The sequence below is a fragment of the Raoultibacter timonensis genome (assembly GCF_022845715.1).
Lineage (GTDB): Bacteria > Actinomycetota > Coriobacteriia > Coriobacteriales > Eggerthellaceae > Raoultibacter > Raoultibacter timonensis.
Genome location: NZ_AP025564.1, coordinates 41,153 through 67,607, shown reverse-complemented (window position 1 = coordinate 67,607; position 26,455 = coordinate 41,153). Strand labels below are relative to the sequence as shown.

The following is a 26,455-nucleotide window of genomic DNA, read 5'->3' as shown; positions in this document are numbered from 1 at the left end:
GGTGTTTTCCATGCAACTATCCCGACGTAAGTTCCTTCAGATGCTCTCGATCGCCGGAGCGAGCACGATCGCCGCTTCAACGGGAGCGCTCTCCCTGCCGTCCCTCGCGTTCGGAGCCGAGGAAGGCAGCGAAGAATTCCGTTACAGCCATTGCGTCATGTGCAACCACGGTCCGCACTGCGGCGTGAAAGCGCTCGTCAAAGACAACAAGATCCTGCGCCTCGAAAAACGCGACGGATACAACAACAACCTGCTGTGCGCCAAGGGCCTCTCTTCGACCCAGGACCTCTACGATCCCGCGCGCGTGCTCTATCCGCTGCGCCGCGTGAACGCCAAAGGAAGCCCGGGCGAATGGGAGCGCATCACCTGGGACGAAGCGCTCGCCGAAATCGCCGAGAAGTTCAACGGCATCAAAGAGAAGCACGGTGCCGAAAAGGTGCTCTTCATGACGGGCGATCCGAAGGAGCCGCGCTCGGCTCTGCAGCGCCTTGCCTTCACCTTCGGCTCGCCCAACATGGGCACGGAAAGCTCAACGTGCTTCAAGGCTACCGAACTTGCCGTCAAACTCATCGTCGGACCCGAATGGCATACGGCCACTTCGCTCGCCACGGGCGCCGGTCCCACCCCCGGCAAAACCAAAGTTTGCATCATCTGGGGCAACAATCCCGGCTGGTCGGCACCTTTCAGCTACAACGGCTTGAAAACAGGTCAGGAAAGCGGCCAGGTGAAATACATCGTAGTCGATCCGCGCATCACGCCGACCGCGCAGAACTTCGCCGACGTGCACCTGCAAATCCGCCCTGGAACCGATGGCGCACTCGCGCTGTGCTTTGCCAACTACCTCATCGAGCACGATGCCTACGATAAGGATTTCATCGAGAACTGGGCGCACGGCTTTGAAGAGTACAGGGAGTACTGCACCGAATTCACCCTGGAAAAGACGGCGGAAATCTGCGATATCCCCGTCGAGACGCTTCAGAAAGCCTGTGACATCCTCGTAACCGAAGGCTCGCCCATCGTTTGCAAGAGCGCGGCGGCCTTCCCCCACCACACCAACGGCATCAACAACTACCGAGCCATCATGCTGCTCATCCCGTTAACGGGCAGCCTCGACGTGCCCGGGGGCTTGAGCATCGAAAACGAGCCGATCAACTTCGACGAATGGTGGGGGACGTTCGAATTCGCGCGCTCCAAAGAGCTGTTGCCCGAACTCGATCACCTGCGCGTCGACCGTCAATACTTCCCCGTATGGGCCGACACCGACCAGCAGGGAAGCCTCCAGCTCAACAAGATCCCGGAGTACGTTGAAAACGGCGACATCAGAGCATGCCTCATGCTCGGCGGCAACGCCATGATGTGGCCTCAATCCCACGAGTACCAGGAGGCGTTCAAGAACATGGAGTTCGTCGTCGCCGGCGATTTCTACAACAACGCCTGGACGCACGACTACGTGGATATGCTGCTACCCGTTGCCATGAGCTTCGAGCGCGCCGCACCGCTCACCATCTTCGGCCGCAAGGTGTTTTTGCGCGAACCCATCGTCGAACCGGCGGGCGAGGCGCGCAGCGATTACCGCATCTGCTGCGACATCGGCACGGCGCTTGGCTTCGGCGACGTGTTCTGGAACGGCGGACCCGAATCCGACGAGAACTGCCTGCGCGAGATCCTTCGCACCATCGATGTCGAAAATCCTCCCACGCTTGAAGACCTGCGTGCAGCGCATCCCGACCCCATCGAGATTCCGCTCAAAGGCGAGGCCCAATCCAAGAAGTACGAACTCGGGCTGCTGCGCGACGACGGCCAACCCGGCTTCTCTTCGCCGAGCGGAAAGGTCGAGTTCGCTTCCGAGATACTGCGCGAGCACGGTTTCGATCCGCTGCCCGTCTTCAACGAACCGGTATACAGCCCCGTATCGACGCCCGACGTGGCGAAGGATTATCCGCTCGTCATGAACTCGGGATCGCGCGTACCGTACTACACGCACTCGAAAGAGCGCCATCTGCCCTGGCTCAACCAGTTCATGCCCGAGCCGGTTGTTCGCCTATCCAAAGCCGATGCCGAAGAGCGCGGTCTCGCCGACGGCGACATGGTGCGCATCACCTCGCCCGTCAACGACGAGGGCATCGTTGCCAAGCTCGAGATCACGAACATCGTACGTCCGAAAACCATCGATATGTTCCATGGGTGGCACCAGGCGAACGTCAACGAGATCATCAGCAGGGATTTCGACCCGATCAGCGGATTCCCGCCGTTCAAAGAGGGCCTTTGCCAGGTAGCCAAAGCGTAGCCGAACACGAAGCGCCATCTCGGGTAAAGCGGGCGGATCGCAATGCGGTTCGCCCGCTTCTTTAAACCTCCTTTGCGGTACGACTCGCCCGATCGCCTCAAGACCCTGTTCCCTGTTACCAGTCGGTTTCCCCGCCGTGAACGTTTTTTGTCGTATTCCCGCATAAGCTCCCTTGCTGGTACTATGAAGCCAGTCTGAAAACTGCAGATTAGCTGCACGAAAGGATACCTATGGCAAACATGAGCTTGGCGAAGGAGCCCCGCGATATAACCGTCCTCGTTACCGGCGGCGCTGGCTTCATCGGCAGTCACACGTGCGTGGAGCTGCTCGAGCAAGGTTACAGCGTCGTCATCGTGGACGATCTGAGCAACTCGAGCGAAAAGGCCGTCGATCGCATCAAGTCCATTACGGGAGCCGACGATACGCGCATCTCGTTTTACGAGGCCGATATCCTCGACCGCGCCGCCCTTGAACGCATCTTCTCCGAAAACAACATCGCGGCGATCATCCACTTCGCGGGATTCAAGGCAGTAGGCGAAAGCGTGCAGAAACCGCTTGAATACTATTGGAACAACATTGCCGGAACGCTCGTGCTCTGCGAAGTCGCCCGCGAACACGGGTGCAAGAACTTCGTGTTCTCGTCGAGCGCCACCGTATACGGCGACCCCGAATTCATCCCCATCACCGAAGACTGCCCGAAACACCAAGCCACCAACCCCTACGGGCAGACGAAGAGCATGCTCGAGCAGATTCTCACCGATCTCTATATCGGCGACAACGAATGGAACATCGTGCTCCTACGGTACTTCAATCCGATCGGCGCCCACGAGAGCGGCCTTATCGGCGAAGATCCAAAGGGCATCCCCAACAACCTTCTTCCCTATGTGGCCCAGGTTGCCACCGGCAAGCTCGAGCGCGTCGGCGTGTTCGGCGACGACTACCCCACCCCCGACGGTACGGGTGTGCGCGACTACATCCACGTGGTCGACCTTGCACGGGGCCACGCGAAAGCGCTCGAATGGATGGGCGGCAAGGTGGGTACCGGCAGGGCGATCGGACTCGGCAGCATCGAGGGCGAGCCCGATGCCGACGGAACGCGCCACGGCGTCGGCATCTTCAACCTCGGAACCGGCAAGGGCACCAGCGTGCTCGAAGTGATCCACGCATTCGAAAAGGCATGCGGCAAGCGGCTTCCTTACGAGATCAAGCCGCGCCGAGCGGGCGACATCGCCGAGAACTACGCAGCGTGCAAAAAGGCCGAAGACGAGTTGGGCTGGACGGCGCTGTACGATCTCGACCGCATGTGCGCGGACAGCTGGCGCTGGCAATCGAGCAATCCGAACGGCTACGCCGATTAAAGGTTTGCCGACCAAGAAAGAGAGAAAGCCTGCCGCATTCAAGCAGCAGGCTTTTTTATAAGTATGCTTCAGGGCGAACGGGTGTTTCTCGGTCACCGCTTATGCGGCTTCGGAGTACCCGCCCGCATCGCCCGAACCCGATCCTGTGCCACCGGATTGATCGCCTCCGCTACCCGTACCGGTATCGCCGCCACCCGATCCAGAACCCGAGCTGTCGCCGCCACCCGAAGCTTCGTTACCGCCGCCCGAGCCCGAGTTATCGGTTCCGCCACCGGTATTGGTCTCCCCGTAGCCACCGGAGTTCGAGTAGTCGTTCGAGTAGTCGTTGTACGTATCGTTAGAATAATTGTTCGAGTAATCGTTGTAGTTGTTCGAATCGTCGGAATAGGTGACGGATCCTCCCCCAAGACCCGACGGTATCATCGATTCCGTAAAGGTCGACGAGGGATCGATCGCGCTCGGATCTTCGCCCGCCTCCACAAGTTCCATCATTTGGGCGAGCGCCGTCGGATCGCAGACAACATACGAAGCCCCGTCGATCAGATAGGGTACGATGGCTGAAGGCGTCATCGACGAATACACGCTGAGGTTACCCAAATCTTTGAACTGCGTAGCAAGCGCAATGATGTCGGTCACGGACATATCGGTCGATACGCACTGCGCGGCCTTCTCGATGATACCCGGCAGATCGGTCACCGGCATCGAGAGCACCTTTTGGATGAGTGCTTCGATCAGCTCACGCTGATGGGACGTTCTCGTGAAGTCGCCGTCGACGAAGGCACGGCTGCGCGCGTAGACAAGAGCGGCCTGACCGTCGAGCGTTTGAACACCGGGCTCGATGATAACCGGACCCGCATCGGGATCGTTGATCCGCTCCTGAACGTCGATCTCAACGCCGCCGACCGCATCGACGAGCTGGATGAGCTCATCGAAATTCACTTCTGCGTAATGGGAGATGTCGACACCGAGCAGTTGGCTCGCTTCGCGGATAGTCGCCTCGGCTCCCCCGAAATTGTATGCGGCATTGAACTTGTTGCGCCCGTATCCGTCGATGTCGATCATCGTATCGCGCGGGATGGAGAGCATGGTTACCGTGCAGGTGGTCGGATCGACGCGCACGACGATGTTGGTATCGGAGCGCTGACCCATCTCGTCGCTGTCGACACGGGCGTCGGAGCCGATCAGCATCATATAGAACGGTTCATTGAAGCTCTTCTTGGGGACCAGAACGTCCTGGATGGCCATCTTCTCTTCTTCGGTTTTTTTCCCGGTAAGAGCTTTATTGAGATTGTCGATATAGAGCGCAGCAGCCGTACCTGCCCCGAGAATCAAAACGAGCAGCGAGCATACGACGCCGATGGCGATCTTCTTGCCTTTGCCCGACTTCTTAGCCGCGCGGGAATACTGGGGATTGTTGCGCGAATACTGACCCGATGCGGGAGCCTGCCTCGCATACGCGTTGTTCGCACCCTTGCCCTGCGTACCAGGCGTATAAGCGGATCGGTATGCTTGATGGCTTGACGGATTGCTGGAATCCTGCTGCGCGAACGATTGCGCAGCGGCTTTCGAAGCTATGCGTCCCGATTGGGCAGCTCGAGCCGATCGAGCAGCGCGAACCGACGGCGGAGTATGCGAAGACCGCGGCGGGCGGTTCGACTGAGGATTTCGTGATGCCATGTACGAACTCTCCTATGGTATGCAATTCGACACCAAGCGAGCATGCCGATTCCGAGCTTACTATTCTACCATCGAACAGCGATTCCCATAAAATAGCCATGCGAAGGGAATGGCACGTACACAGTACACAGCCCGCGCAGTACGCATAAGAGCTTTTCGGGCGGGATTCTCGGGTTACCTATTTATGCAAAGTCAAGCAGCTCTGCGGGATGATGGACGATCGCATCGGCCCCCATCTCGCGTAACTCCCCTTCGGGCCGATAGCCCCACGAAACGCCGATCGCGAACACCCCGGCGTTGTGCGCCGTCTTCATATCACCGCCCGAATCGCCAACGTAAGCCGTCGTTTCGGGGTCAGCGTCGATTTGCTCGAGGGTTAACAGCAGTCCCGTCGGATCGGGCTTGCGCGGAATGCTGGCGCTTTCGCCATGGGCAGCATCGAACACGTCTGGAAAGAATACGGGCATAAGCTCCTGCACGCCGCCGTCGAACTTGTTGGATAGAACGGCGAGTTTCTTTCCCTGCTCCTTCAACGACGCAAGCACTTCGACCATACCGTCGTACGGCTTGGTGAGCGTCGTGCCGTACTCGGGATACAGCTCGCGCCATCGATCCATCGCCGCTTCCGCCTGCGCGGAATCGGTACCTTCGGGAACGGCCTGGTACATCAGCGCCCGCACGCCGTTTCCCACATAGCTGAGTATCTCCTGCTCGGTCCGCTCGGGAAACCCCGCATCGCGCAACGCCCGATTCGTGAGCGCGACCAGATCGGGGAGCGTATCGAGCAGCGTTCCGTCGAGGTCGAAAACGAAGGTATCGCAATGGCAGTCCATGATGTGCTCCTATCGGTTGTGCATACGTCGCCAAGCCTCACAACCGCCAATGAAAAACCCGAGGCGGCGGGCGGTGCATCTGCAGTGTGGTTCGGCATCTATTCTACTACGAGCCGAATGACGGGGGGCAAACGGCCCGTATACAGAAAACGTCGGCCTCGATGGGCCGACGTCGGAGTGTTTCTGGAGCGGGCGACGGGAATCGAACCCGCGTTGTAAGCTTGGGAAGCTCAAGTTCTACCATTGAACCACGCCCGCATGGAAACGAATTATAGCGCAAGTTTACGAAACGCGGGGAAAGTGAGTAAAGTTTACGCTGAAACTTTGCGGTTCGCAGAGCACGTTGATTCGCACGCTGAGCCGAACGCTTCGTTTCCCCGACTCAACCGAGCATGTATGGCTGAGCCGGAAAACCTCTTCCTTAAGGCGCAATCGCAAAGCAACCGAATATGCGAGCTCCAAAGCCGCCGATGCGATGTGATTCCACCGCATCGGCGGTAACATGCGCGTTCGCCCGTTGCCGCGTTTTACAAACCGACGGAGTCGACGCCGTACGCAGCCTGGTCGTAGGTAAAGCCCTCGTATTGAAGCTGCTCAATAAGACCGTCGCGCGAGAAGGACATGAAATCCAGGTACTCTTCCGCCTTCTTTGCGGCCTGCTCGTTCCAATCGGCACCGCAGTTGTCAACGCCGTACACGGCATCGTCGTAAGAGAACTTCTCGTACTCGAGCTGATCGACCAAGCCATCGTACGAGAACGCCATGAAGCTCAGGTAGTCTTTCGCTTTTTTCACCGCATTCGATTGGCTCTTGGTCGGCAGGGCCTTCCATGTTGCATTCACCGTCAGGTCGCCGGTAACGTTCGTAAAATCAGCGTCCCAACCGGTAAAAGTGTATCCATCGAGCTTCGGGGCGGAAGGAGCCTTTGCCTCGCCCCCCTCTTTTACCGATACTTTCGCAAGCTCGTTTCCTTCACCGTCGGTGAACACGACGGTGAAGGCCGCGGCCCATTGCGCATTGAGCGTGGTGTCACCGGTAATATGCGAGATCACGAATGTTCCGTCCTTGGATTCTTTCACTTGGATTTTGGAGCCATCGGCATCCGCCGTCCAACCCTCAAGCAAGTACCCGTCTTTAGCCACCTTTGCAGGCGCGTTGACGGTTGCGCCTTTGCCCTCGTCGGTAACGGTCTTGGTTTCGATGGTGGTATCTCCATCCTTGAATGTAACCGCGTACTCGGCTGCTTGAGCGGGTTTTGACGCTTGAGTTGAGGAGGCCGCCGATGTTTTATCGACAGCGTCTTTCTTAGGAGCACCGAAAACCCCGGCAACGAGTATAACGAGCGCAAGAACCGCGATTCCTGCAATTATGAAAGGCCTTCTATTATGCTTTTTCTCGATAGGCGACCCAGGGGGAGGAGGGCATCCCTGCCCCACAGCCATGCTCGGCATCGGCTGTTCGGGTTGCGACGGAGCAGGAACCGAGTACAGCTGCCCCTCTTCGATTTCCGTTTCAGTATCTTGAACCGGCGGCACTTGCTCCGTACTGGAAATACCGTTTCGGCCTACGCCCGTGATATCGATAGTACTGTCCGGCGCGATGTCCGAGCGAGCGGAAGCATTGTCGGCGCTATCGCTTTCAGCATTTCTTGGCGAAGCCGACGACGGCACTGGCGTCCCGCACTCGAGGCAGAACTTAGCGTTTTCCGGTAGCGGTGTTCCACATGTTTCACAATTCATTTGTCTCCCCTCGTCAACTCCCGTTTCTACTACTATAGCACCTTAATCCTTATCACCGACCTACAGGCTTATAAATAGCTCGAGCATGATTTGAACGCCTGTGCAGCAGCAAGCGAACTCGAGCGGTCTTCTGTTTCTTTCAAAACTACCCGTTGACATTCCTGTAAGGGCATACCTCATACTGGGGTTCGAACGTTCGAACGAGCACTGGAAAGACGGCTAGCCTATGTTGACCATTGGAGAATTCTCCCGCACTTGTTTCGTAACCAAAAAGACCCTGCGACATTACGACGACATCGGACTCTTGCGTCCTGCGCATGTTGCCGAAAACGGGTACCGCTACTACACGGCCGAGCAGATCAGCACGATGCGCTTGATTCTTCGACTCAAAACGTACGGGCTGTCGTTGCCCGAGATAGCGGCGCACTTGGCGAACCCCGACAGCGTTGCCCTCTCGGAGAAGCTGGCCGAGAAGCAACGCCTCATGAAGCGCGAGCTCGATACCGCGGAACGCGTGATTCGTCAGATGGACAGGGACATCGAAAAGCTAAAAAGGAGCATTGATATCATGGAACAGAACATCACCGTATCAACCGTCGAACGCGATCCGCAAACCGTGTTCGGCATTCGCAAGAACATCAGCGTGCAAAACTTCCAGGAGCTTTTCGGCGATCTGTACGCCGCTCTGGCGAAAAACGGCATCGCGGAGCTCGGCGGGCCGATGGCCTTCTATCACGATGAGGACTTCAACGCCGAGCACACCGACATCGAGGTTGCGGTTCCCGTGGCCAAGGGAACCGCCGGTTCACACGAAATCGCAGGCGGCCTCCACGCCTATTCGACGCTTGCCGGCCCTTACGACTCCGATGCGTTTACCGCCATTTACGCGGGAATCATGCAGTGGATCGAGGAAAACGGCTACCACGTTGCAAGCTCCCCCTTCGACGTGTACGTAAAGGGCGGCCCCGAAGTCGACCCGCAGGATTACCTCACCGAGGTGTACTTCCCAATCGCCAAGTAGCCCCCAAAGGCTCGCCGGGAATCGACCTACGGGCGCGTGCGAAGCGCAACCCGTCTGCTCATCTCGCCAACCAACAAGGGAGATGCCCGTTCGCACGGCATCTCCCCTCATGTTTGGCAAGCAGCATATCTTTAGTATTGCTAAGTAGTTTTGGATCAAGTATATTTAGTATTGCTAAATTACATCGAAGGGCAGGCTATGCAACAACGGTTCTCGCAGCAGATGAAGAAGGGCGCGCTCGATATGCTCGTCTTGAAGCTGCTCGAGCACGAAGAGAAGTACGGCTATCAGCTCATCAGCGAGCTGCGCGAACGCACGAACGATACCGTCACGCTGAAAGAGGGCACGCTGTATCCCATCCTCTATCGTCTCGAAGACGGTGACCTCGTCGAAAGCCGCATGGGTGATAAAGCGGGGCGGGAGCCGGCTCGCAAGTACTATGCGATTACGGAGCAAGGGCGTATCGCTTTGCGCGAGATGTTCGAAATCTGGAGCGAATTCGATCGCTGCGTGCAAGCAATCATGGAAGGAACGGGGAGCGAATGAACGAGCAGGCATACGTGAAGGCTGTGGCGAAGAACCTTGCGGCCTCAAAGCAGAGAAACGACGAGTTCGTTCGCGATCTCGAATCCGATATAGCCGATGCATTGTCCGCAGGTGAAACCTGGGAGCAAATCGAGCTCAGAATGGGAGACCCGCGTCACGTGGCCTACGAGTTCAACGACAATCTCTCCGAGAAAGAACGCGCAGCCGGAAAGAAAAGGAAGCGTACCAAGGTCATCGCCATCGTTGCCGCCGTCGTTGTCGTGATCATCGCCGCAATCGCCATCGCCACCTGGTGGTTCCTCCCAAGCCAGCATACGGCCGGACAGCAGATCGGCGTCGACGAACAAACCGTCATTGCCCAAGCAGAAGAAGCAATCGGGTATCTGAACGCAGATGATTTCGCGGGGCTCGAGTCCATCTCCATCGAAGCCATGGCCGATCCCTCGGCAAAAGCGAGCATCGAAGAAGCCCGGGATCTCATCTCGAGCGATTGGGGCGAGTTCGAATCGTTTGGCAGCGCCTATGCCGCAGAAGTCGTTCAAGCCGGGCAGGTTGTCGAAGTTGCCGAGATCGTCGCCGTCTACGAAAACGTGTCGGTAACCTACACGATCATGTTCAACGAGGATATGGTTCTGACGGGTTTGTACATGAAGTAAGGGCTGGGGGTCTGTGCGGTTGCCAGCACAGCTTAAGCCTGAGCACGCGACCGTTTTCATGCATCATAGAATCCCTTTGATTACCCAACGAATCGCCACTCCGCTCTTGCAGTCAACCGTTTTCATAACCTCCTTGACTTCGAGCGTACTCCAAGGTGTTCAATGGAATGAATCGAAGCCAAGAGAAGGAGACGTATATGAGCGAAGAACAGTCGGGGATTTTCCCGCGTGGCGAAGCGAACCCTTACGGGCAGTACTTTGTCGGCCAAAGCTACTTGAACATGCTCTCTACCGAGCAGGTAACCATCGGCAACGTCACCTTCGAGCCGGGATGCCGCAACAACTGGCACATCCATCACGCCGAGGAAGGCGGCGGGCAGATACTCCTCGTTACGGCTGGTCGTGGCTGGTACCAGGAATGGGGCGAGCCCGCGAGGGCACTTGCGGCGGGCGACGTGGTGAACGTCCCCGCCAACGTGAAGCACTGGCACGGGGCAGCGAAAGACAGCTGGTTTTCGCACCTGGCCGTCGAAGTGCCTGCAACGGGTGCGTCGAACGAATGGTGCGAGCCGGTGAGCGACGAGGAGTACGGAAGGCTCTGAGACTCGCGCGGTGCATCGCCGGAAGTCTCTTCATATCAGGGATGCCGAAAAGGCTCACGCAAAGAACAGTTATCACGAAATCGGCGGTGCGTTCCGAAAAAGAACCCACGGATCTTGCTAGCCGCAGACAGACCGCAACATCCAGCAAACAAAAAAACGAGCCCTTGTCGCGCAAAAGCGACAGGGGCTCGCAAGAAACATCGAGAATTTCGGTACCCTAGATCACCCTATTCAACCGGCACGATTGTGGGCAGCGGTACGACCGTAGTAGGATCGCCGCCTGCATCGACGACCTTCATGACCTCGCTCCAGGTGGCCTCGTCGCGAGGAATGAGCCAGAGCCCACCGGCATTATCGTTGAAATCGCCCGTGTAGGGGCCAGTGCCCGACACGAACGTTATCTCGCTCGCATGCTCCACAAAATTTGTAACGGTTGCCTTGAGTCCATCGGAAGGCCAATTGGTCTTCGTGTGATCGGCAAGCGCCGACAACGCCGTCAGCAGATTTGCGGGATCGGCAGCGACTTTATTGATTGCAACTTCAACGATCTGACGATCTTGTATCTGACGACAGGCGTCCAAATCATACGCATACAGCTTGCGGACGCGAGCCAAGACGAGAGACTCGGCTCCATCGAGATCCTGCGATCCAGCAGACAGAGCAATGTCGTTGCCGCCGACAATATCCTGCAGATGCATGTCGATCGGCACATTCGCCGTAATGCCGCCTAACGCGTTGATGAAGTTTTCGAATTCGACGAAACCGGTGTCGAAGTAGTATTTGATTTTCACTCCGGTAAGGCTCTCGACTTCTTTTGCCAGAGCCTCGATTCCGCTGATACGATACACTTCGTTGATCTTGTTCGCGTAGCCGTCGATATCAACCGTCGTATCGCGGGGAACCGTAACGAGCGTAATCTGATACGTTGTCGGATCGATGCGAGCGAGCATTATGGTGTCGGATCGACCCGCTCCATCGGCATAATCCGCCTTGTCGATCTCAACCGTTCCCGTACGGGAATCGTTTCCGACGATAAGCACGTAGAACGGCTCCGTTTCGGCTCCTGCAGCTTTATCCGTCGAAGCCTCTTTCATAGCATCGACATCGCTGGTTTTCTCTTCCGGCTTCTCCTGCTGACAGCCCGCCAACGCCAAAGCAAAAACGGCACAGAGGGCAACTACCGCCACTTTGAGCCAGCGCTTCATGTCTTTCGCTTTTTCCATAACCTCATATCTCCCTTTACGCATCAAAACGGAACGCATAGATGCACGGTACGCTTATAATTCGTTTGGATATTTTAAGCCGCCGAAGGAATAATGGCAGTACTATTCACATCAAGACCACTCGGATCTTCTCCCGAATCGACAACGGACATGAGATTCGCCCAACCTTCGGGGTTTTCGTAGCACAGCCAAATTCCGCCTGCGGCTTCGTTGATGTCGCCGTCAGTTGGACCTGTGCAGCTATATATCGTCATACTTCCCGAGCCGCCAGCGTATTCCAGTGCGAGAGACACGAGATCAGAAGAGTTAAAATCGGTCCCGACGCTCTCGGCAAGGCTGAGCACCGTATCCGGCAGCTCGTAAAACGGCTTCTCGAGAACCTTTGTGATGATGGCCTCGAGCAGTGTTCTGATGTTGTTTTGGCGATGGGCGTCCTGATCGGTTTCGTATTCATGGCGGGCACGCGCGAAAATCTGCGCTTGCTGCCCGTCGAGCGTTTGCACGCCAGGTTCGAGCGTGATCCACTCGCCCGTAAGCGCATCCTTGTACGACAACTCAACGGGAACGTCGACCTCAACGCCGCCGATCTTATCAACAAGCTCCTGGAACTCTGAGAAATGCACCTCGGCATAGTGAGATATCGGCACTCCGGTGATTTTCGATACCGCCTCGATCGAATAAGCCGCTCCCCCGATGTTGTAAGCCTCGTTCAGCTTAACGATGGAGCCATCTTCGAGGGTCAATGGCGTATCGCGCGGAATGGACACCATGGTAACTTGCTTATTCTTCGCATCAACGCGAACGAGGATCATCACATCGGAGCGCTGGTTATCGCCCGATTCGTCTTCCCGCGATGAAGTGTCCGACCCTTCCCGCGAATCTGAACCCAGAAGCAGCATATAGAACGGCTTCCCCGATATCGGGGAAGCAAGAGCATCGTTTACCGCTGCGTCCGTCTGATCGCCCATGGAAAACCGATCGTCAAGCTGGCCCGAAAACCAGAAAGCGTAGGCGCCCACCGCGCATACAAAGCAAACGAGCACCGACGCGGCAACGATGAGCGCCTTTTTCCATGGGGCCATTTTTCGTTTATGGCTTTTATAGTTCGGATTGCCATCGCGGCGATAGCGAGCAAGCTGCTGGTTGTTCGTCGCCTGCTGCGCTGCGCCTTGCCGCGAGCGGACATTGGCGGCCGATCGCGTTGCCGCAGCCGAAGCACTGCGAGGACTACCCTGGTGACGGGTAGTGCCATGGCGAACCTGGGAGGAGGTGCGTTGAGCGCCTGCGTTTTGGCCCGTCGAGGCGCTTTTGCGACCCGCCGACGATCCAGCTCGAGGCGCACGACCCTGGGACGTATCACGGTATGCGTCATCAGACCGAGAGCGACTCGATTGTCCCTTCGAGTGCGCACCCCGCCGAGGACTATCGCCTGATCGTACGTGCTTTGCCGCCACTAGTGCCTTCCTGAATTAGCCATATCCAAGAGATAATAGCACAGGAAAAAACCTCTCTCGGTTTTTCCAAGGGGAATTCACGCACATACACTCCACGAAACGATAAACCCATAGAGCAAAACTCATGGAACAGATCCCTGGTCGACGAAGAAACCAACTACACACCGGCAAATCAAGCAGTTTTAGGCCGACCGCCCTCTCCAACGCAAGCTATGCTTTATACAATTATGTTTTCTGGTCTCAGCTTTGCGACTGCGGAATCCCGTAGAGCCCTTTGGCGGTCGTTACATTGCGGGCGACGCGCCCACCCATGCTAATTTCAGCGTTGTCCACTATCGAGGTCATGTGTTTTACAGTAGCATTCAGACCTATTCTAACATTTTCTCCAGTAGTAACGTACCCGGCCAAAACCGCGCCGGCAGTTATCACTGTATTCGCGCCGATATTGCCATCATGCCCAATTCGAACATGATCGTCGATTTTCGCATGATGGCCGACCTTTGTATCGGTATTTGACCCACGGCATATCGTTGTAAAGCTTCCCACTTCAACGTCATCGGAAATGTCAACCCTCCCCAAACAAGGAAGCCTCATGTTGTCTCCATTTTCATCCTTAACAGGGAAAAACCCCTCGAGTCCAATCAAGGCCATTTCCTTTATTAGGCAATTCTTGCCTATTGACGCATGTTTGATCACGGCGTTTGCGAGCACTTGGGTATTGTCACCAATTTCAACACCATGCCCAATCAAAACTCCTGGTTCGATGCGCACGTGATCGCCAATAACGACGCCTTCTCCGACATAGTATCCTTCGGAGGTAAGCTTGTACGCTTTCTTTTCCTCAACAAGGGCCAGCTCCTCCGCAAGACCGCACACAAATCTCGTATAGTCGAGAACGGGATTGTCGCAAAATACAAAATGGTGTTTTTCCGAAAGACCAGCTGGAACCTCAATGCCTTGCTCAACAAAAACGAGACAATCGGAAACAAGCTCGAGATTGTTTAGTTTCGATTCAAATTTCTTAGTTGCATACAAAGCTGTTCCGCTCTTGGGATCTTCGATATAAGAAACGCGTTTTACTTCCGCAAATACGTCTTGCATTCATCCAGCTCCTCTTCAGTTGGCTCTAACATAACCTTGATTGACGCCGTCCATCTCCGGTCAGTGCTATTTTGCCATCGTAATATATACATCTTCCGCTTGGGAAAAGCGAGCATCCAGCAATGAATAGATATTCATTGCTGACGTATTCGATGTTGACACACGTCCGGACAATGCACGAATATCCGCTTGCCTGCAGTACTCAAGCGCCTCGTAATACAGCTCAACAGCAACACCTAATGCACGATACATAGCGTCGACGGCGGCAAGGCGGATGATGGCCTCTTCGCCAATTCGCTCAAGAATCAAAAACGCAACAAGGTCGTCTTTGCTGTACCCGCGAAACACTATATCTTCGCTTGCATAGGAGGCATCGAGATACTCAGACAGCACGTTTTTTATATCACGGGGACCCATATCGGCAGCCCAACGAAATCGGCTATCATGGCTAAAAGACTCTGCGGCGATATCGAGTATGGTCTCCCGGTCCTCCCATCCATTGCGTACGGCCAAGCGTCTTTTTTTCAACGTAAAATCACTTTTCGCAACATTTACGCATGCAATAACATACCGATCGAGAAAATCTAAACCTGCGAAATGCATAAAGCTCGCGCTGCAGGTCCCCGCAGGCATATAGACTTGAACAATAGTTGCATCTTTCTTGAACAACTCAATAGCTTTTTTAATATTTTCAGGCACTTCAAGCTTTACAGCTACTATTCTATGGGCTCGATAATCTTGCCTACTGGCTTCAACGATTCCAAGCCCGCGTGCTGAGTCCAGCGATAGTTCTTGCGGATTCGCAAAAGTAATTCTTTCATATTTCATAGCCATGCGCTCAATTCTGAGTACAGTATTTTCCCTGATTCGTTTCTGGGAAGAGAGTCTATTGGCTTAACGTTAAACACTCGTTTTGGAAAACCTGTCTTTTTCGAAGCTAAATCCGCCAGCTCCTCAAAACTGGCCGAATCGCAAAAAACTGTAACTAGATCATCCTTTCCGATACAGGCAACGCTATATCCTTCGGCCCTGAGCATGTTTTCCATCTCATCGAGACCCAGTCTATTCCCATATACTTTTACGATTCGTTTTTTTCGCCCAACTATCTCGAAAAACCCATCTTCATCAATTCTGGCAATATCCCCAGTTTGCAGGCAGCCTCCGAACTCGTCACCATGCATCAGATCCCCCGCTTCGCTCGCATAACCCATCGTCACATTAGCACCCCAGTAAACTAGCTCTCCCAACGCGCCTGGATTATCGTGGATTGTCCCTACTTCATCGAGAACCGCCATGCGTCCACCTGGAATGGCAATGCCAACGCTACCCACTTTTTCGAGAGCGAATTCCGGAGGAAGGTACGCCATCCTTGCGGTTGCCTCTGTCTGCCCGTACATCACAACAAAATCTATTCCTTCATTCAGGCATTCTTCGGCAATCCATCGATGCGTTTCGGAGCCGAGCGAACCCCCTGCCTGCGTCAAATAGCGCAACGACGGCAGCTCCCTTATGTCAAAATGAAGCTTTCTTAGTATTTCGTACGAATACGGAACTCCCCCAAAAGTTGTCACCTCACAATCGCGGCAAGCGTCCCAAAACAATCGGTCGAAAAACGATCGCTCGGTCACAAGCAAAGAAGCTCCGGCAATTAAATGACTATTAACTATTGATATACCATACGAATACGAGAACGGCAGTGTTGTCACAGCCCTGTCGGTTGAGCATATCCCAAGATACTGTTTTATAGAACATGCGTTGCTTAAAATATTTTCATAGGTAACTCGAACGTATTTTGCGCCACCTAAGCTCCCTGACGTAGGCAACAGAAGAGCAAGACGGGAATCCATACTAGGAGGCGCATCTTTCACCCGATACAGAGCATGCTCCCCCATACTCACCAAAGAGACCGAAGCAATCCTGCTCTCGCGACACCAGATATGTGAAGGCGCAAAGGCTTTTATGATGGAGTGCAGCGGCTCTTCATCGATGCCCTTTTTCACCATCAGCATCACTGCACCTACACGCAACAACGCCACATACGCCATAATCGATGCCGCAGTATTGTCCGCCAGAAAAACTACCAGGCTTCTTGAGGGAACCTTCTTTTCGACTAAATCAGAGAAACGAAGGAGATCAGAGTACAAAAAATAGTCTTCGTTATCAATTAGCGCCACATCGCCCGGAAGCGCGTTTTCGAGCAAATCAAGCATTACAGTTCAATGCCATAACGACGTACTATTTCTTGCCCTTTTTCGTACGATGCCAAGCCAATCATATCGTCGGGATCGATCGTTATATCGAATGCATCCTCCAACGCAGAAATCAACTGCATGTGTCCCACAGAATCCCAATTTGGATGCCCCTGAAACTCAAGCCCCTGCAACGCTTTACGATCTACAAGATCGAGAGCATCCATAAAAACGGCTTCATATAGTTCTTTGTTCGTCATACCTCCACCTTATCTTTCATTATCAAAACGCGTTGACGGCTTCGACAACCGTTGTAATCGCCTCTTCCGTCATTCCAACGTATAGCGGTAAACTGAGTTCTCTTGCAGCAATTTGGTTAGCGAGCGGCAGTTGCGGGAGCCCGTCTTTCTCATAAGCCCTCTGGTTGGCAATGGCTATTGGATAGTGGCAATTAATCCCGATGCCTCTTTTTTCCAAGTGCGATCGTAACTCATCACGTGCCTCGCAAAAAATTGAGAAGATATGCCAAACATGATTTCTTCGACTTCCAATGGTAGGCAAGATAACTTTCTCATTTTTAATTTCTGCCAGATACCGCTGAGCAACCCTGGTTCTATCCTCGCAATACCCATTTAAATGGGGAAGCTTTATCCTTAAAAAAGCCGCTTGCAATTCGTCGAGTCGGCTATTTGTCCCTTTTACATTATGGTGATACTTCTCGACACTCCCATAATTGGCCAACTCTCGAATCTTTTCGCCTAAGAGCCGATCGTTCGTTATTACCGCGCCGCCGTCGCCCAACGCACCCAAATTTTTCCCTGGATAAAACGAGAAGCATCCGGCGTCTCCGAACGTTCCAACGTGCTTCCCGTCATACGTAGCTCCATGAGCCTGCGCACAATCCTCAACCACGGCGATCCCCCGCTCTTTGGCCACGCGCGCAATTTCTGCAATCTCAGCAGCCTGACCGTACAAGTGGACAGGAATAACTGCTTTCGTCGATTTGGTTATTGCCGACCTGAACCCCTGACAGGTCATGTTCAATGTCTTTGGATCAGGATCAACTAGAACCACCCTTCCACCCACCGCGCTAACGGCAAGCGCCGTCGCAACAAAAGTGTTCGACGGCACAATGACCTCATCACCAGAAGAAACGTTCAGTGCTCGCAACGCAAGGGTCAGGGCATCGAGGCCCGAGGCCACACCAACTGCAAAAGAACTGCCGCAGTAATCCGCAAACTCCCGCTCAAAGTGCTTACACTCATCACCAAGAATGAATTGACCTCGATCATAAACCCGAAGAAAAGCATCGAGCATTTCCTCGCGAATCTCGCCGTGCATGCCATCAAGCGACGCAAACGGGATCTGTTCGCTATGCACCATCTACCTCCCCTACCGCCTCTGAGTCTGGCGGCAAAATACCTTATAATCTCTTATATAATCAGAAGTATCATAATGCTCGCTCGCCATAACCAAAAGAACAGCATCAGACGAAAAATCAAACATTTCCCTCCATACCATATGCCCTAAATAAAGTCCTTTTGTCGGATCGTCTAAAACGATTTCTTCCCTCTCGCTACCGTCATCCAACAAAATCGTGACGCTTCCGTGCACGCACACAAGAACCTGCTCAAGAGCCTCGTGCGAGTGAAAACCCCTTCTCACTCCATCTTCTACACCAAATATGTAGTAAACTCTTTTGACATCAAACGGGATAGTGTCGCATGCCTCAATGGCCACCAAAGAACCAAATCTGTCCAAATAGCAGGGAAATTCAAGGATTCTCACGTTTTTTACCATTGACTATTCTTTCGTTAATTATCTCTGAAGCCGTCACCAAATTGTAGCATAATTAGAAGTCATCGCTTTATTGTAAGGAGAACGCATGGACAACAAAACCGAACGCATTTTCTCGGTCTCGTTAATATCATACAATCAACCAGACTATTGGCGCGAAGCAGTCTCTTCAGTCCTCGCTCAAGATTATCCTGCCATAGATCTAGTTTTCTCCGATGATGGCTCACCGGGCTTTAGCAAGTCAGAAGTAGAAGAATTCATCGAGAGCAGCCGAGGCAAAAACCTCGTCTCTTATACCGTAATCGAGCATGAGGAAAACATTGGCACAATGAAAAACCTCAACGATGCAGATGCCGCATGCACCGGTTACTACGTCACCCATCTTGAAGGAGATGACGCATTCGCAACCAATCATGTTTTATCCGATTACGCTAAGGCAATTGAATCAGCACCCAAAAGCGCTCTTGGGGTTTTCGGAAAAAGAATTGCCTGTGATGAAAAGCTTCGCATTCTGCCAGACACAAGCAACTATGTACAGAACTATTTCTCTATCGACGAAATGGTCGAGATGCACAGCATGACTCCACGTAATCTGTACCGTTATCTTGTCATCAAAGGAAACTGCCGCCTGCCTTGGGGTTCTTCCGCCTTTAGGTTCGCCGACTATCGCCGATACCTTCCCCTTGATACGCGCGTCAGCTACATCGGCGACTGGCCTTTCTTTCTTAAGATAACTCGCGAAGGGCACACTATGTCTTTCGCCAATGTCGATGCCATTCTTTACAGGAGAGGCGGAATATCCACATCGACCGAACTAACGCCTTTGAAAAAAAAGTATCTTTCTGACCGAGCAAAAGTATACGCTTACGAAATATTTCCCTTCATCAACGAATATTTCTCCCCGGAAGAGCGCGTGAAGATATTTGAAACATACTCCTCGATCCAAAGGACGGCTCCCAGCGAAACCGATCTGATCGCTGCCTCAACCGCAATCGCCCAAGACAAACACACCGCAGCACTTGTCATTGCAAATATGACCAACTTATACCGAAGCAATTGTCTAAACAACGCTTCCGCGAGCAGCAAAGCCCAAACTGACTGGATTCAACAGCTTCAAGAAGGAAAAGACTGGCTCGAAGACCAATATCGCAAACTAACGACCGAGAATAGCGAACTTAGAAACAACGCAAGAAAAGCAGCGAAAGACGTTCAAGCGATAAAAGATTCTTCATTATGGAAAATCGGTCGTGCGATAACCAGCGTTCCACGAGCAATCAAGAAAATTGCTCGTGGAGCACGATAGCACTGAACGCACTACAGGAGTATATTCATGGATTTTCAACCAAACAACGTTTTCTCTGTTTCGATCGTTCATTTTAATCAGCCTGATTTCTGGCGCGATGCAGTGTCCTCTGTTCTTACGCAGGATTATCCTGCTATACAATTGGTTTTCTCAGACGATGCCTCCCCTGGTTTCGATAAGACAGAAGTTGAACAATTCATCGAAAACAACAAGCTAGATAATCTTGTTTCTTACACCGTGATCGCACACAAAGAAAATATTGGAACGGTACGCAATCATAACCTCGGCGATGAAGCATGCATCGGGCAGTATGTAACTCATTTTGCGGCTGACGATGCCTTCGCAAGTAAATCGGTGCTATCAGCCTACGCCTCGGCCTTGAAGGCCATTCCGGACGACGCACTTGGCGTATTTGGTAGAATCATCCCATGCGACAGAGAGCTTGCACCCATAGCTAAACCAAAAGTAAATCTCCCGTCCGAAGAAGAGCGGATCGCCATTAGCGAAATGACTGCAGACGAACAATATCGCCACCTGGTGTTTAAGCATGGCAGCAGAATTCCCATGGGTGCATCTGCCTTTATTCGCGAGAGATACAGTGCCTTCCATCCCCTTGATACTCGCATGAAATTCATTGAAGACTGGCCTTTCTTCTTGAACATAACCAGAAACGGCCATCGTATGCTATTTGCCGACATCGATGTTTTAATGTATCGAGCGGGCGGAATATCCCAATCAGAAGATGCCGACGAATTCAGGAAATCATACCTTCAAGACTTGGTTAGCGTTTACGAAACATCGATCATCCCTTTCGTATGCAACCGTTTCGACGACAAAGAACAAACGAGCATCATATGCACCTATCTCACCCTCATTAACAGAATTGATGCCGTTTCGAACTCAGAGAAGCTTGCGTCGGTCAGCATAGATCCAGATATGATGTTTCGGGTGTGCAAAAAACTGTTATCCGATACGCGATCAATGAACAATTGGATCGGAGAACTTCAAGAGGGGAAAGACTGGCTCGAAAAGCAGTATTACATCTTAACCGAACAAAACCAGGTTCTTCAAAACGAGATCAAGAGGATGAAAACCTCCTTGCCACGGAAAATTGCTAGAGGCCTCACTCGCCCCATCAAAATACCGAAAACAAAATAATAAGAAGAGTGACGCTACTTACGAGAAGGGACTCGCCGAAAGCGAGCCCCTTCTCGTAAAACTCCTTTCGCCCAGCACAGGCTCAGGCTGAAATCGCTATCCAACAAAATCGTTAACCAACTTTGCTATGCCCCTCACCTCATCGTCGCTCAATCCAAGGTGTAGCGGGAGAGTAACAATGTGCTTGGATATCTCATGAGCGCGTGGACACGTTCCCTGCCCATACGAATACATTCCATATTCCGTATTGTCTCTATAGTGGACACCCGTAAACACCTCATTTTCTGCAAGGAAATTCATCAACGCGTCTCTGTTATCGACAGCTATTTCATAAATATGAAAGGAGCATTCGTCTTCGTACGTAGCTGGAATAATATGTATTTTATTATTACTCGCAAGACATTCATCATAGATCTTGACCATCTCCCGTCGACGCGCGTTGTCTGAGTCGAGGTATTTCAGCTGCGTCAACGCCAAAGCAGCCATGATGGAGTTACCGTGGTATTTGTAACCCAGGTAATCAACATCGTAGCGCCATTTATAGTTTCCGGTCGAAGAAGTTCGTTCGTATGTATCTTTGTTAATACCGAGCCATGAATACTTTCGGCATATTGAATCAAGCTCCGAATCAGCAAAGCAAATCATGCCGCTGTCAGCCGTTGGCAGGTTTTTGACAGCCTGAAAGGAATACACGGTCACGTCGATACCGTTTAGGGTTCCTGGGAACACTCCATTTACCCGCGTTCCGCTCATATGAGCTGCGTCGAGAATTAGTTTAAGATTGTACTTTTCGCATATGGCAATTATCTCATCAAGCCTACCGAATCGCCCACCATAACCTACAAACATTACCGCGCGAGTTTTCTCGGTAATTTTCTTCTCCACGTCGGCCGGGTCAAGGCAAAGAAACTCGTCCACGTCAGCAAACTTGACTTTCATGTTCTGGTGAAGAATTGCATGATTGGTCGACACAAACGTGATGGGTGTCGAGATAATTTCATCGCCGTCAGCCCATCCATACTTTTCTTTCAAGATTTCAACAGCAAGATAAAGTCCTGCGGTATTTGAATTCAAGAAATGCGCGTTGGTATGACCGGTGTATTTCTTCCATGCCTCTTCGAACTCAACTGTTTTATAGCCAAGACCCGTCCATCCTTTTTCGAGACATTCCCGTACAGCTTCTAGGCATTCTTCTATGTGAAATTTCGGAAGAAACACTTGCTGTCCCATTATTACACTCTCCTTGATAAAAACTCGCTTGCGACAGCATTAAGAACCAGCGCCCTCTTGCCGTCTATATCTTCTCTACCGATTACAGTGAATCCCAGCCTTTCGTACAGATCCAAAGCTCGGCAGTTACACTCTAAAACGCTAAGATGCATTGATTTCATCTTCAATTGGCCAAAAGCAATTCCCATTGTAGCGACTAACGCGTCACGCCCCAGGCCCCTTCCCCTAAATGAATCATCAATAATGAACCGCCCGAATTCGCATCGCGTATCACTCATATTATATAGCGCCGTCGCACCTGCAAACATATCTGTATTCTCGATTTGCGCATACACCGCAAACATAATGTCGTTTTTTTTCGTAAGATACCGCTTAAACCACTGTTCCTGCTGCTCCTGCGTTATTTCGGTATCAGAGTAAAAGAATTGCTTATTCTTATTCCGTAAAATACGCAGTGCCTCCACATCCTGTTCGGCAAGAGGCCGCAAACAAACCGACCCATACGAAGCCTGATATTGATGCCGCATAAGAATCTCCCGTTCACGCCTTGCTCTTTTTCTCCATAATATCACAGCACCCATGTCAAAGAAGAAGTTCCGTCAAAAGAGACCGAGCAGCCAAGGGGATAACTCGCGCATGCGTCTTGCATGTTGCCGAGCGCCTCCCACAACCCATCCTATCAGATCATCATATAATGGAAGAACGGGATGCCGTCGAGAGGAATGATAGTCAATGAATAACTGTTTGTTTTCCGTTTCCATTGTTCATTACAAGCAACCACTTTATTGGCGCGATGCAATAGACTCCGTTCTCGAACAAGATTATCCAAATATTCAGTTAGTCTTTACCGACGACGCCTCTCCCAATTTTGACGAGAATGAGGTTGCTAAATATATCGAAGCAAAAGCTCAATCCAACCTTTTTTCCTATAAAGTGATCACGCATTCCAAAAACCTAGGAACTACAGCAAATCACAATGACGGCGATGCTCTTTGCACGGGCCAATACATTACGCATTTTGCGGCCGACGACGCCCTACACAGTCCGCAAACCCTTTCTTATTTTGCCGAGGCGCTCGAGCAAACCTTCCCCGATACACTAGGCGTTTTTGGCAAGTTTTTCCCATGCAACCAAAAGCTCCAGCGAGACAAAACTCGCGATAAATGGTTGCCGTCTTTCAGCGAGTGCGCAGAGCTGGGCTCCCTCTCGTCAGAGCAGCTTTATCGACGACTTGTATTGTCGAGAGGGTGTAGAATTCCTATGGGCGCATCGGCTTTCATAAGAGACCGATATGCTGAATATTGCCCACTTGACAAAAGAATGAACCTTATTGAAGACTGGCCATTCTTTCTTAAAATATCGCGATCCGGCTATAGAATGAAATTTGTCGGAAAGGAAACCCTCGACCACCGAGATGGCGGCATATCAACCTCATTAAAGTCTACGCCACTAAAAAAACTATACCATTCCGATATGGTAAAAGTATATGAGTTTGAGATTATGCCATATCTTGAAAACTACTTTTCTCTTGACGAGCAAGCACAAATTATCGCTGACTTTTTAACCATCCCACGCGATAAAGAATCAGGAGAGTCGATACTTGCGCCTATTTTGGATAGGCTGGCGAGTAACGCGCCTCTTTCTCTACTAGTCAACAAAAAAATGGCTCACGCATATCAAGAACTCAACGATTGGACACAAGAATTACAGGTAGGAAAGGATTGGCTTGAGCAGCAATACAAAACCCATACCAGCCTCTTAGAGAAAATTAACAAGCAAAACGAGAACGCCTCCCTGGGAAGAAGACTCAGAAAGCTCTTCTTGCAGTAGAGAAAGGCATCGAATGCATGCGCCAAGATTTCCTATCGGAACAATTTTGCAATTTTCCTTGGCAACCAGGTTATGGCCCGACCCACCATCCATGAATTCGATTGACTGAATTTTTTGTTCTTCTCCTCCAAAGCTTTATTTCTTTTCCGTAGATAGTCGTTTGACTTCCGTAGTGCAGCAATTTTTTCATGAGTGCCTCGGGTGTATGCTTCGAGAAGGGTATCAAGCATAAGACGCAGATTGCCCCCATCCGTAGCCGGCTCGCCCCTTGAAGTCGAAAAGACTTTGTTCCATAGATCGACGAAATCAAAATTCGCAATGCGAGCGAGACTTTTCTTCGCCTTCTCGCTCATAGCTTTTGCTCGATCGTCATCGCATAACACTGCAGCCACTTCCCGAGCCGCAACCTCTGCCCTTCCAAAGGGAACCGATACCACACCACAGTCTCCATCAACAAGCGATAAATAAGGAAGTTCATACATTATACAAGGAAGACCGAACACCTTGCTCTCGACCAGCGTAAGAGGGTATCCCTCTCTTGCTTCAGACGTCATCAAAAATACTCGGGCGCGGCGAAGACAGCTTGCTTTTTCTTCGCCATCCAGCCAGCCCGGAAACTCAACAAAACCCGTAAGCCCCAGGTCATCAGAGAGAGCCCTGATTTTAGCGCCGTACTGCTCGTTTGCGGCTGCCCCCGCTAATATAAAACGAGCCTCTGGATCTTCATTATGTACATGGAAAAACGTAAACAAAGCTTCTTCAGGATGCTTTTCTGGCGAAATCCGCCCCATCCATAAAACTACCTTTTCCATAGATAAACTGGTGGCGTGCCCATTTTTTGCCACTATCGAAATAGGGTTTTCTGTCTGAAACACGTTTTTGTTATATGCACCCCAAAACATACTATCTGGCGCATTTAGAGTAACGATGGCATCGGCAAGGCTGTACACTTTCGGCATTTCCGCAAATCGTGTATCTAGAAAGTTGACACAATGAGAGAAAACTCCGTGACAGTGGACAACAAATCTGATCTCGAGCAATTTTGCAACAAGCATGTCCCATAAAAGCGAGTGGTTTAGCCATCCGTGGTAAACGATCGTATCGATTTCTCTTTCAAGAAGGATTCGGTACAGCGCCTCCGCTCGCACGAAATAATGGGCCGGGTCTAGCTCAAAAATCGACGGGATCTTAATTACGTCGACTCCTTCTATATAGTTTTCAGCATCGTGTTCTGTCTCCTTATCAACCAAAAGGATTACGCTATATCCCATCGAAACCCATTTTTTCGCCAAAGAACGCATTACACCTTCAGCGCCACCCCCATAATATGCATGATAATATGCTGCTATACGCTTTGCCTTGACAGGCTGCGCCGCAAAAAGGGATGACTCGCTTATCATAGAAGGGAACGATCCTTGATCCTCCCAATATGCACGCGCAAATGATGCTACCGCCTGCCAGCCTCCCCACTTACTGCAAGATAGATCGAATGCACGTGCCGTATCCTTGCGCGATAGCATATGCCTACACTGATTGGCGCAATTATCCATCAGTGCTCGCTCTATCCCGTCGAGTCCCTTATAGTACAAATCGGGAGCGTTCTGCTCATCGAGAAATGCGCGCACTCCTTCTACCGCCTTATACGAATCGCTTAATTCTTTGTACCTTTCGAAATCTACAATCGACGACCCATCCTGCCCATCTCCAAAGTTATATATATAGAGATTACGGTTAGACAACCCTCGATACGATTGCGCGTAGTAAGCAATCCCCGCGTAAGAGTAAAGATCGTCTCCTCGATGAACGCCTATCGCCCTGACATGCTCGAACCCTTTTCGGCAGACGCTTGCAGAAAACATCTTGTTTACCAAATTCCAGTTGTACTTTCTTTCGGTAAAACACGCTTCGTAAACCTCCTGCCCACACAGAATTTCTTTGCAGGGAGCCAGAAATCGTTCTGTAGAATCGACAACTTGAGCTTCATGCATTCGAGCCGGCTTAACCGTAACGCCAAAGTGCAACACGTCTACAGGTTTTGCGCTCATTTCCCTATGCAATATTTCGAAAGCATCCTGATCAAGCTCATCATCGGCATCGAGAAACATTATATATTCGCCTAGTGCTTTTTGTACTCCGCATTTTCGAGCAAGCGCTCCGTGGACATTTTCTTCAAGGTGTATACAGCTCACACGATCATCGAGACAAGAAACCTCTTTCGCAATCTCGTACGTACGATCCGTGCTAGCATCGTCAACAACAATTGCCTCAAAATCCGCAAATGTCTGGGAAAGAACACTATCCAGACTCCGATTCAAAGTGCCTTCATTGTTATGAGCAGGAATGATTATCGATATTTTAGGCATAACGTCCCCTCGCACCAACGATATATAGCATCATGCTACTATACTATCAAACAGACTACGCGCTCTCACCTTGCCTGGAAATCGATTT

General features: G+C 51.9%; 23 protein-coding genes, 1 tRNA gene and 1 pseudogene. 9 read left to right on the top strand and 16 right to left on the bottom strand.

Annotation, left to right across the window (positions count from 1 at the left end; genetic code table 11):
• Positions 1-10 precede the first annotated feature (10 nt).
• Both MWL89_RS00290 and galE read left to right on the top strand, forming a co-directional pair.
• Positions 11-2,287 (top strand): molybdopterin-containing oxidoreductase family protein, encoded by a 2,277-nt coding sequence (locus MWL89_RS00290; RefSeq protein ID WP_244387513.1) that lies wholly within the window; start codon positions 11-13, stop codon positions 2,285-2,287.
• Positions 2,288-2,517: 230 nt separating this feature from the next.
• On the top strand, positions 2,518-3,645 hold the full coding sequence (gene galE, locus MWL89_RS00285) for a UDP-glucose 4-epimerase GalE (protein ID WP_244387512.1): 1,128 nt from the start codon (positions 2,518-2,520) through the stop codon (positions 3,643-3,645).
• Between the two features lie 99 nt (positions 3,646-3,744).
• Here galE and MWL89_RS00280 read toward each other — a convergent pair whose 3' ends face one another.
• The 5 genes and pseudogenes from MWL89_RS00280 to MWL89_RS16365 form a co-directional block, all read right to left on the bottom strand.
• Entirely contained in the window at positions 3,745-5,322 is a 1,578-nt protein-coding gene (locus MWL89_RS00280; RefSeq protein WP_244387510.1) for an LCP family protein, read from the bottom strand.
• A gap of 182 nt (positions 5,323-5,504) precedes the next feature.
• A complete protein-coding gene (locus MWL89_RS00275; protein WP_244387509.1) occupies positions 5,505-6,155 on the bottom strand; it encodes an HAD family hydrolase in 651 nt (216 codons plus the stop codon).
• A 184-nt stretch (positions 6,156-6,339) separates the two neighbouring features.
• Positions 6,340-6,413, bottom strand: a tRNA-Gly gene (locus MWL89_RS00270).
• Between the two features lie 269 nt (positions 6,414-6,682).
• A complete protein-coding gene (locus MWL89_RS00265; RefSeq protein ID WP_244387508.1) occupies positions 6,683-7,690 on the bottom strand; it encodes an Ltp family lipoprotein in 1,008 nt (335 codons plus the stop codon).
• Between the two features lie 138 nt (positions 7,691-7,828).
• Positions 7,829-7,894 (bottom strand): annotated as a pseudogene (locus MWL89_RS16365) (zinc-ribbon domain-containing protein); the annotation flags it as partial.
• Between the two features lie 226 nt (positions 7,895-8,120).
• On the opposite strand from MWL89_RS16365, the gene MWL89_RS00260 reads away from it, so the two are divergent.
• The 4 genes from MWL89_RS00260 to MWL89_RS00245 all read left to right on the top strand — a co-directional run bounded on the left by MWL89_RS00260 (position 8,121) and on the right by MWL89_RS00245 (position 10,719).
• Positions 8,121-8,915, top strand: a complete 795-nt coding sequence (locus MWL89_RS00260) for a MerR family transcriptional regulator (RefSeq protein ID WP_244387507.1) — start codon at positions 8,121-8,123, stop codon at positions 8,913-8,915.
• Between the two features lie 198 nt (positions 8,916-9,113).
• Positions 9,114-9,461: a PadR family transcriptional regulator gene (locus MWL89_RS00255; protein WP_244387506.1), complete on the top strand. Its 348-nt coding sequence runs from the start codon at positions 9,114-9,116 to the stop codon at positions 9,459-9,461.
• Positions 9,458-10,117: a DUF3887 domain-containing protein gene (locus MWL89_RS00250; protein WP_244387505.1), complete on the top strand. Its 660-nt coding sequence runs from the start codon at positions 9,458-9,460 to the stop codon at positions 10,115-10,117. The genes MWL89_RS00255 and MWL89_RS00250 overlap by 4 nt, the downstream gene beginning before the upstream one ends.
• Positions 10,118-10,314: 197 nt before the next feature.
• Complete coding sequence (locus tag MWL89_RS00245; RefSeq protein WP_244387504.1) at positions 10,315-10,719, top strand: cupin domain-containing protein; 405 nt, start codon at positions 10,315-10,317, stop codon at positions 10,717-10,719.
• Between the two features lie 227 nt (positions 10,720-10,946).
• Here the strand turns inward: MWL89_RS00245 and MWL89_RS00240 are convergent, their stop codons facing one another.
• The 8 genes from MWL89_RS00240 to MWL89_RS00205 all read right to left on the bottom strand — a co-directional run bounded on the left by MWL89_RS00240 (position 10,947) and on the right by MWL89_RS00205 (position 18,486).
• Positions 10,947-11,942, bottom strand: a complete 996-nt coding sequence (locus MWL89_RS00240; RefSeq protein ID WP_244387503.1) for an LCP family protein — start codon at positions 11,940-11,942, stop codon at positions 10,947-10,949.
• A 74-nt stretch (positions 11,943-12,016) separates the two neighbouring features.
• Positions 12,017-13,024, bottom strand: a complete 1,008-nt coding sequence (locus MWL89_RS00235; protein ID WP_244387501.1) for an LCP family protein — start codon at positions 13,022-13,024, stop codon at positions 12,017-12,019.
• Positions 13,025-13,636: 612 nt separating this feature from the next.
• Complete coding sequence (locus MWL89_RS00230) at positions 13,637-14,497, bottom strand: DapH/DapD/GlmU-related protein (RefSeq protein ID WP_244387500.1); 861 nt, start codon at positions 14,495-14,497, stop codon at positions 13,637-13,639.
• Positions 14,498-14,563: 66 nt separating this feature from the next.
• The gene (locus tag MWL89_RS00225; protein ID WP_244387499.1) at positions 14,564-15,331 is read right to left on the bottom strand and encodes a GNAT family N-acetyltransferase; all 768 of its coding nucleotides are present in this window, start codon (positions 15,329-15,331) and stop codon (positions 14,564-14,566) included.
• Positions 15,322-16,707 (bottom strand): AMP-binding protein, encoded by a 1,386-nt coding sequence (locus tag MWL89_RS00220; RefSeq protein WP_244387498.1) that lies wholly within the window; start codon positions 16,705-16,707, stop codon positions 15,322-15,324. The genes MWL89_RS00225 and MWL89_RS00220 overlap by 10 nt, the downstream gene beginning before the upstream one ends.
• The gene (locus MWL89_RS00215; protein ID WP_244387497.1) at positions 16,707-16,946 is read right to left on the bottom strand and encodes an acyl carrier protein; all 240 of its coding nucleotides are present in this window, start codon (positions 16,944-16,946) and stop codon (positions 16,707-16,709) included. The genes MWL89_RS00220 and MWL89_RS00215 overlap by 1 nt, the downstream gene beginning before the upstream one ends.
• Positions 16,947-16,968: 22 nt before the next feature.
• A complete protein-coding gene (locus MWL89_RS00210; RefSeq protein ID WP_244387496.1) occupies positions 16,969-18,069 on the bottom strand; it encodes a DegT/DnrJ/EryC1/StrS family aminotransferase in 1,101 nt (366 codons plus the stop codon).
• 9 nt (positions 18,070-18,078) lie between these two features.
• Positions 18,079-18,486 carry a sugar 3,4-ketoisomerase gene (locus MWL89_RS00205; protein WP_244387494.1) on the bottom strand — a complete coding sequence of 136 codons (408 nt, stop codon included), beginning with the start codon at positions 18,484-18,486 and terminating at the stop codon, positions 18,079-18,081.
• Between the two features lie 85 nt (positions 18,487-18,571).
• Here MWL89_RS00205 and MWL89_RS00200 point away from each other — a divergent pair, with 85 nt between their 5' ends.
• Together MWL89_RS00200 and MWL89_RS00195 are read left to right on the top strand one after the other, a co-directional pair.
• Positions 18,572-19,786, top strand: a complete 1,215-nt coding sequence (locus MWL89_RS00200; protein ID WP_244387492.1) for a glycosyltransferase family 2 protein — start codon at positions 18,572-18,574, stop codon at positions 19,784-19,786.
• Positions 19,787-19,813: 27 nt separating this feature from the next.
• Positions 19,814-20,944 (top strand): glycosyltransferase, encoded by a 1,131-nt coding sequence (locus MWL89_RS00195; RefSeq protein WP_244387490.1) that lies wholly within the window; start codon positions 19,814-19,816, stop codon positions 20,942-20,944.
• A 96-nt stretch (positions 20,945-21,040) separates the two neighbouring features.
• Here MWL89_RS00195 and MWL89_RS00190 read toward each other — a convergent pair whose 3' ends face one another.
• A complete protein-coding gene (locus MWL89_RS00190) occupies positions 21,041-22,174 on the bottom strand; it encodes a DegT/DnrJ/EryC1/StrS family aminotransferase (protein WP_244387488.1) in 1,134 nt (377 codons plus the stop codon).
• A 2-nt stretch (positions 22,175-22,176) separates the two neighbouring features.
• Positions 22,177-22,755: a GNAT family N-acetyltransferase gene (locus tag MWL89_RS00185; protein ID WP_244387486.1), complete on the bottom strand. Its 579-nt coding sequence runs from the start codon at positions 22,753-22,755 to the stop codon at positions 22,177-22,179.
• Between the two features lie 151 nt (positions 22,756-22,906).
• On the opposite strand from MWL89_RS00185, the gene MWL89_RS00180 reads away from it, so the two are divergent.
• A complete protein-coding gene (locus MWL89_RS00180; RefSeq protein ID WP_244387484.1) occupies positions 22,907-24,004 on the top strand; it encodes a glycosyltransferase family 2 protein in 1,098 nt (365 codons plus the stop codon).
• Between the two features lie 32 nt (positions 24,005-24,036).
• Here the strand turns inward: MWL89_RS00180 and MWL89_RS00175 are convergent, their stop codons facing one another.
• A complete protein-coding gene (locus MWL89_RS00175; RefSeq protein ID WP_244387482.1) occupies positions 24,037-26,367 on the bottom strand; it encodes a glycosyltransferase in 2,331 nt (776 codons plus the stop codon).
• Positions 26,368-26,455: the final 88 nt, after the last annotated feature.

Excerpts from the sequence above, each read along its gene's own strand:
- MWL89_RS00180 (WP_244387484.1), top strand. The coding sequence starts at position 22,907 with ATGAATAACTGTTTGTTTTCCGTTTCCATTGTTCATTACAAGCAACCA.
- MWL89_RS00225 (WP_244387499.1), bottom strand. The coding sequence starts at position 15,331 with ATGGCTATGAAATATGAAAGAATTACTTTTGCGAATCCGCAAGAACTA.
- MWL89_RS00175 (WP_244387482.1), bottom strand. The coding sequence starts at position 26,367 with ATGCCTAAAATATCGATAATCATTCCTGCTCATAACAATGAAGGCACT.
- MWL89_RS00280 (WP_244387510.1), bottom strand. The coding sequence starts at position 5,322 with ATGGCATCACGAAATCCTCAGTCGAACCGCCCGCCGCGGTCTTCGCAT.
- MWL89_RS00245 (WP_244387504.1), top strand. The coding sequence starts at position 10,315 with ATGAGCGAAGAACAGTCGGGGATTTTCCCGCGTGGCGAAGCGAACCCT.
- galE (WP_244387512.1), top strand. The coding sequence starts at position 2,518 with ATGGCAAACATGAGCTTGGCGAAGGAGCCCCGCGATATAACCGTCCTC.
- MWL89_RS00190 (WP_244387488.1), bottom strand. The coding sequence starts at position 22,174 with ATGGGACAGCAAGTGTTTCTTCCGAAATTTCACATAGAAGAATGCCTA.
- MWL89_RS00250 (WP_244387505.1), top strand. The coding sequence starts at position 9,458 with ATGAACGAGCAGGCATACGTGAAGGCTGTGGCGAAGAACCTTGCGGCC.
- MWL89_RS00215 (WP_244387497.1), bottom strand. The coding sequence starts at position 16,946 with ATGACGAACAAAGAACTATATGAAGCCGTTTTTATGGATGCTCTCGAT.
- MWL89_RS00275 (WP_244387509.1), bottom strand. The coding sequence starts at position 6,155 with ATGGACTGCCATTGCGATACCTTCGTTTTCGACCTCGACGGAACGCTG.
- MWL89_RS00220 (WP_244387498.1), bottom strand. The coding sequence starts at position 16,707 with ATGCTTGATTTGCTCGAAAACGCGCTTCCGGGCGATGTGGCGCTAATT.
- MWL89_RS00290 (WP_244387513.1), top strand. The coding sequence starts at position 11 with ATGCAACTATCCCGACGTAAGTTCCTTCAGATGCTCTCGATCGCCGGA.
- MWL89_RS00260 (WP_244387507.1), top strand. The coding sequence starts at position 8,121 with ATGTTGACCATTGGAGAATTCTCCCGCACTTGTTTCGTAACCAAAAAG.
- MWL89_RS00210 (WP_244387496.1), bottom strand. The coding sequence starts at position 18,069 with ATGGTGCATAGCGAACAGATCCCGTTTGCGTCGCTTGATGGCATGCAC.
- MWL89_RS00195 (WP_244387490.1), top strand. The coding sequence starts at position 19,814 with ATGGATTTTCAACCAAACAACGTTTTCTCTGTTTCGATCGTTCATTTT.
- MWL89_RS00205 (WP_244387494.1), bottom strand. The coding sequence starts at position 18,486 with ATGGTAAAAAACGTGAGAATCCTTGAATTTCCCTGCTATTTGGACAGA.
- MWL89_RS00240 (WP_244387503.1), bottom strand. The coding sequence starts at position 11,942 with ATGGAAAAAGCGAAAGACATGAAGCGCTGGCTCAAAGTGGCGGTAGTT.
- MWL89_RS00235 (WP_244387501.1), bottom strand. The coding sequence starts at position 13,024 with ATGGCCCCATGGAAAAAGGCGCTCATCGTTGCCGCGTCGGTGCTCGTT.
- MWL89_RS00200 (WP_244387492.1), top strand. The coding sequence starts at position 18,572 with ATGGACAACAAAACCGAACGCATTTTCTCGGTCTCGTTAATATCATAC.
- MWL89_RS00185 (WP_244387486.1), bottom strand. The coding sequence starts at position 22,755 with ATGGGTGCTGTGATATTATGGAGAAAAAGAGCAAGGCGTGAACGGGAG.
- MWL89_RS00255 (WP_244387506.1), top strand. The coding sequence starts at position 9,114 with ATGCAACAACGGTTCTCGCAGCAGATGAAGAAGGGCGCGCTCGATATG.
- MWL89_RS00230 (WP_244387500.1), bottom strand. The coding sequence starts at position 14,497 with ATGCAAGACGTATTTGCGGAAGTAAAACGCGTTTCTTATATCGAAGAT.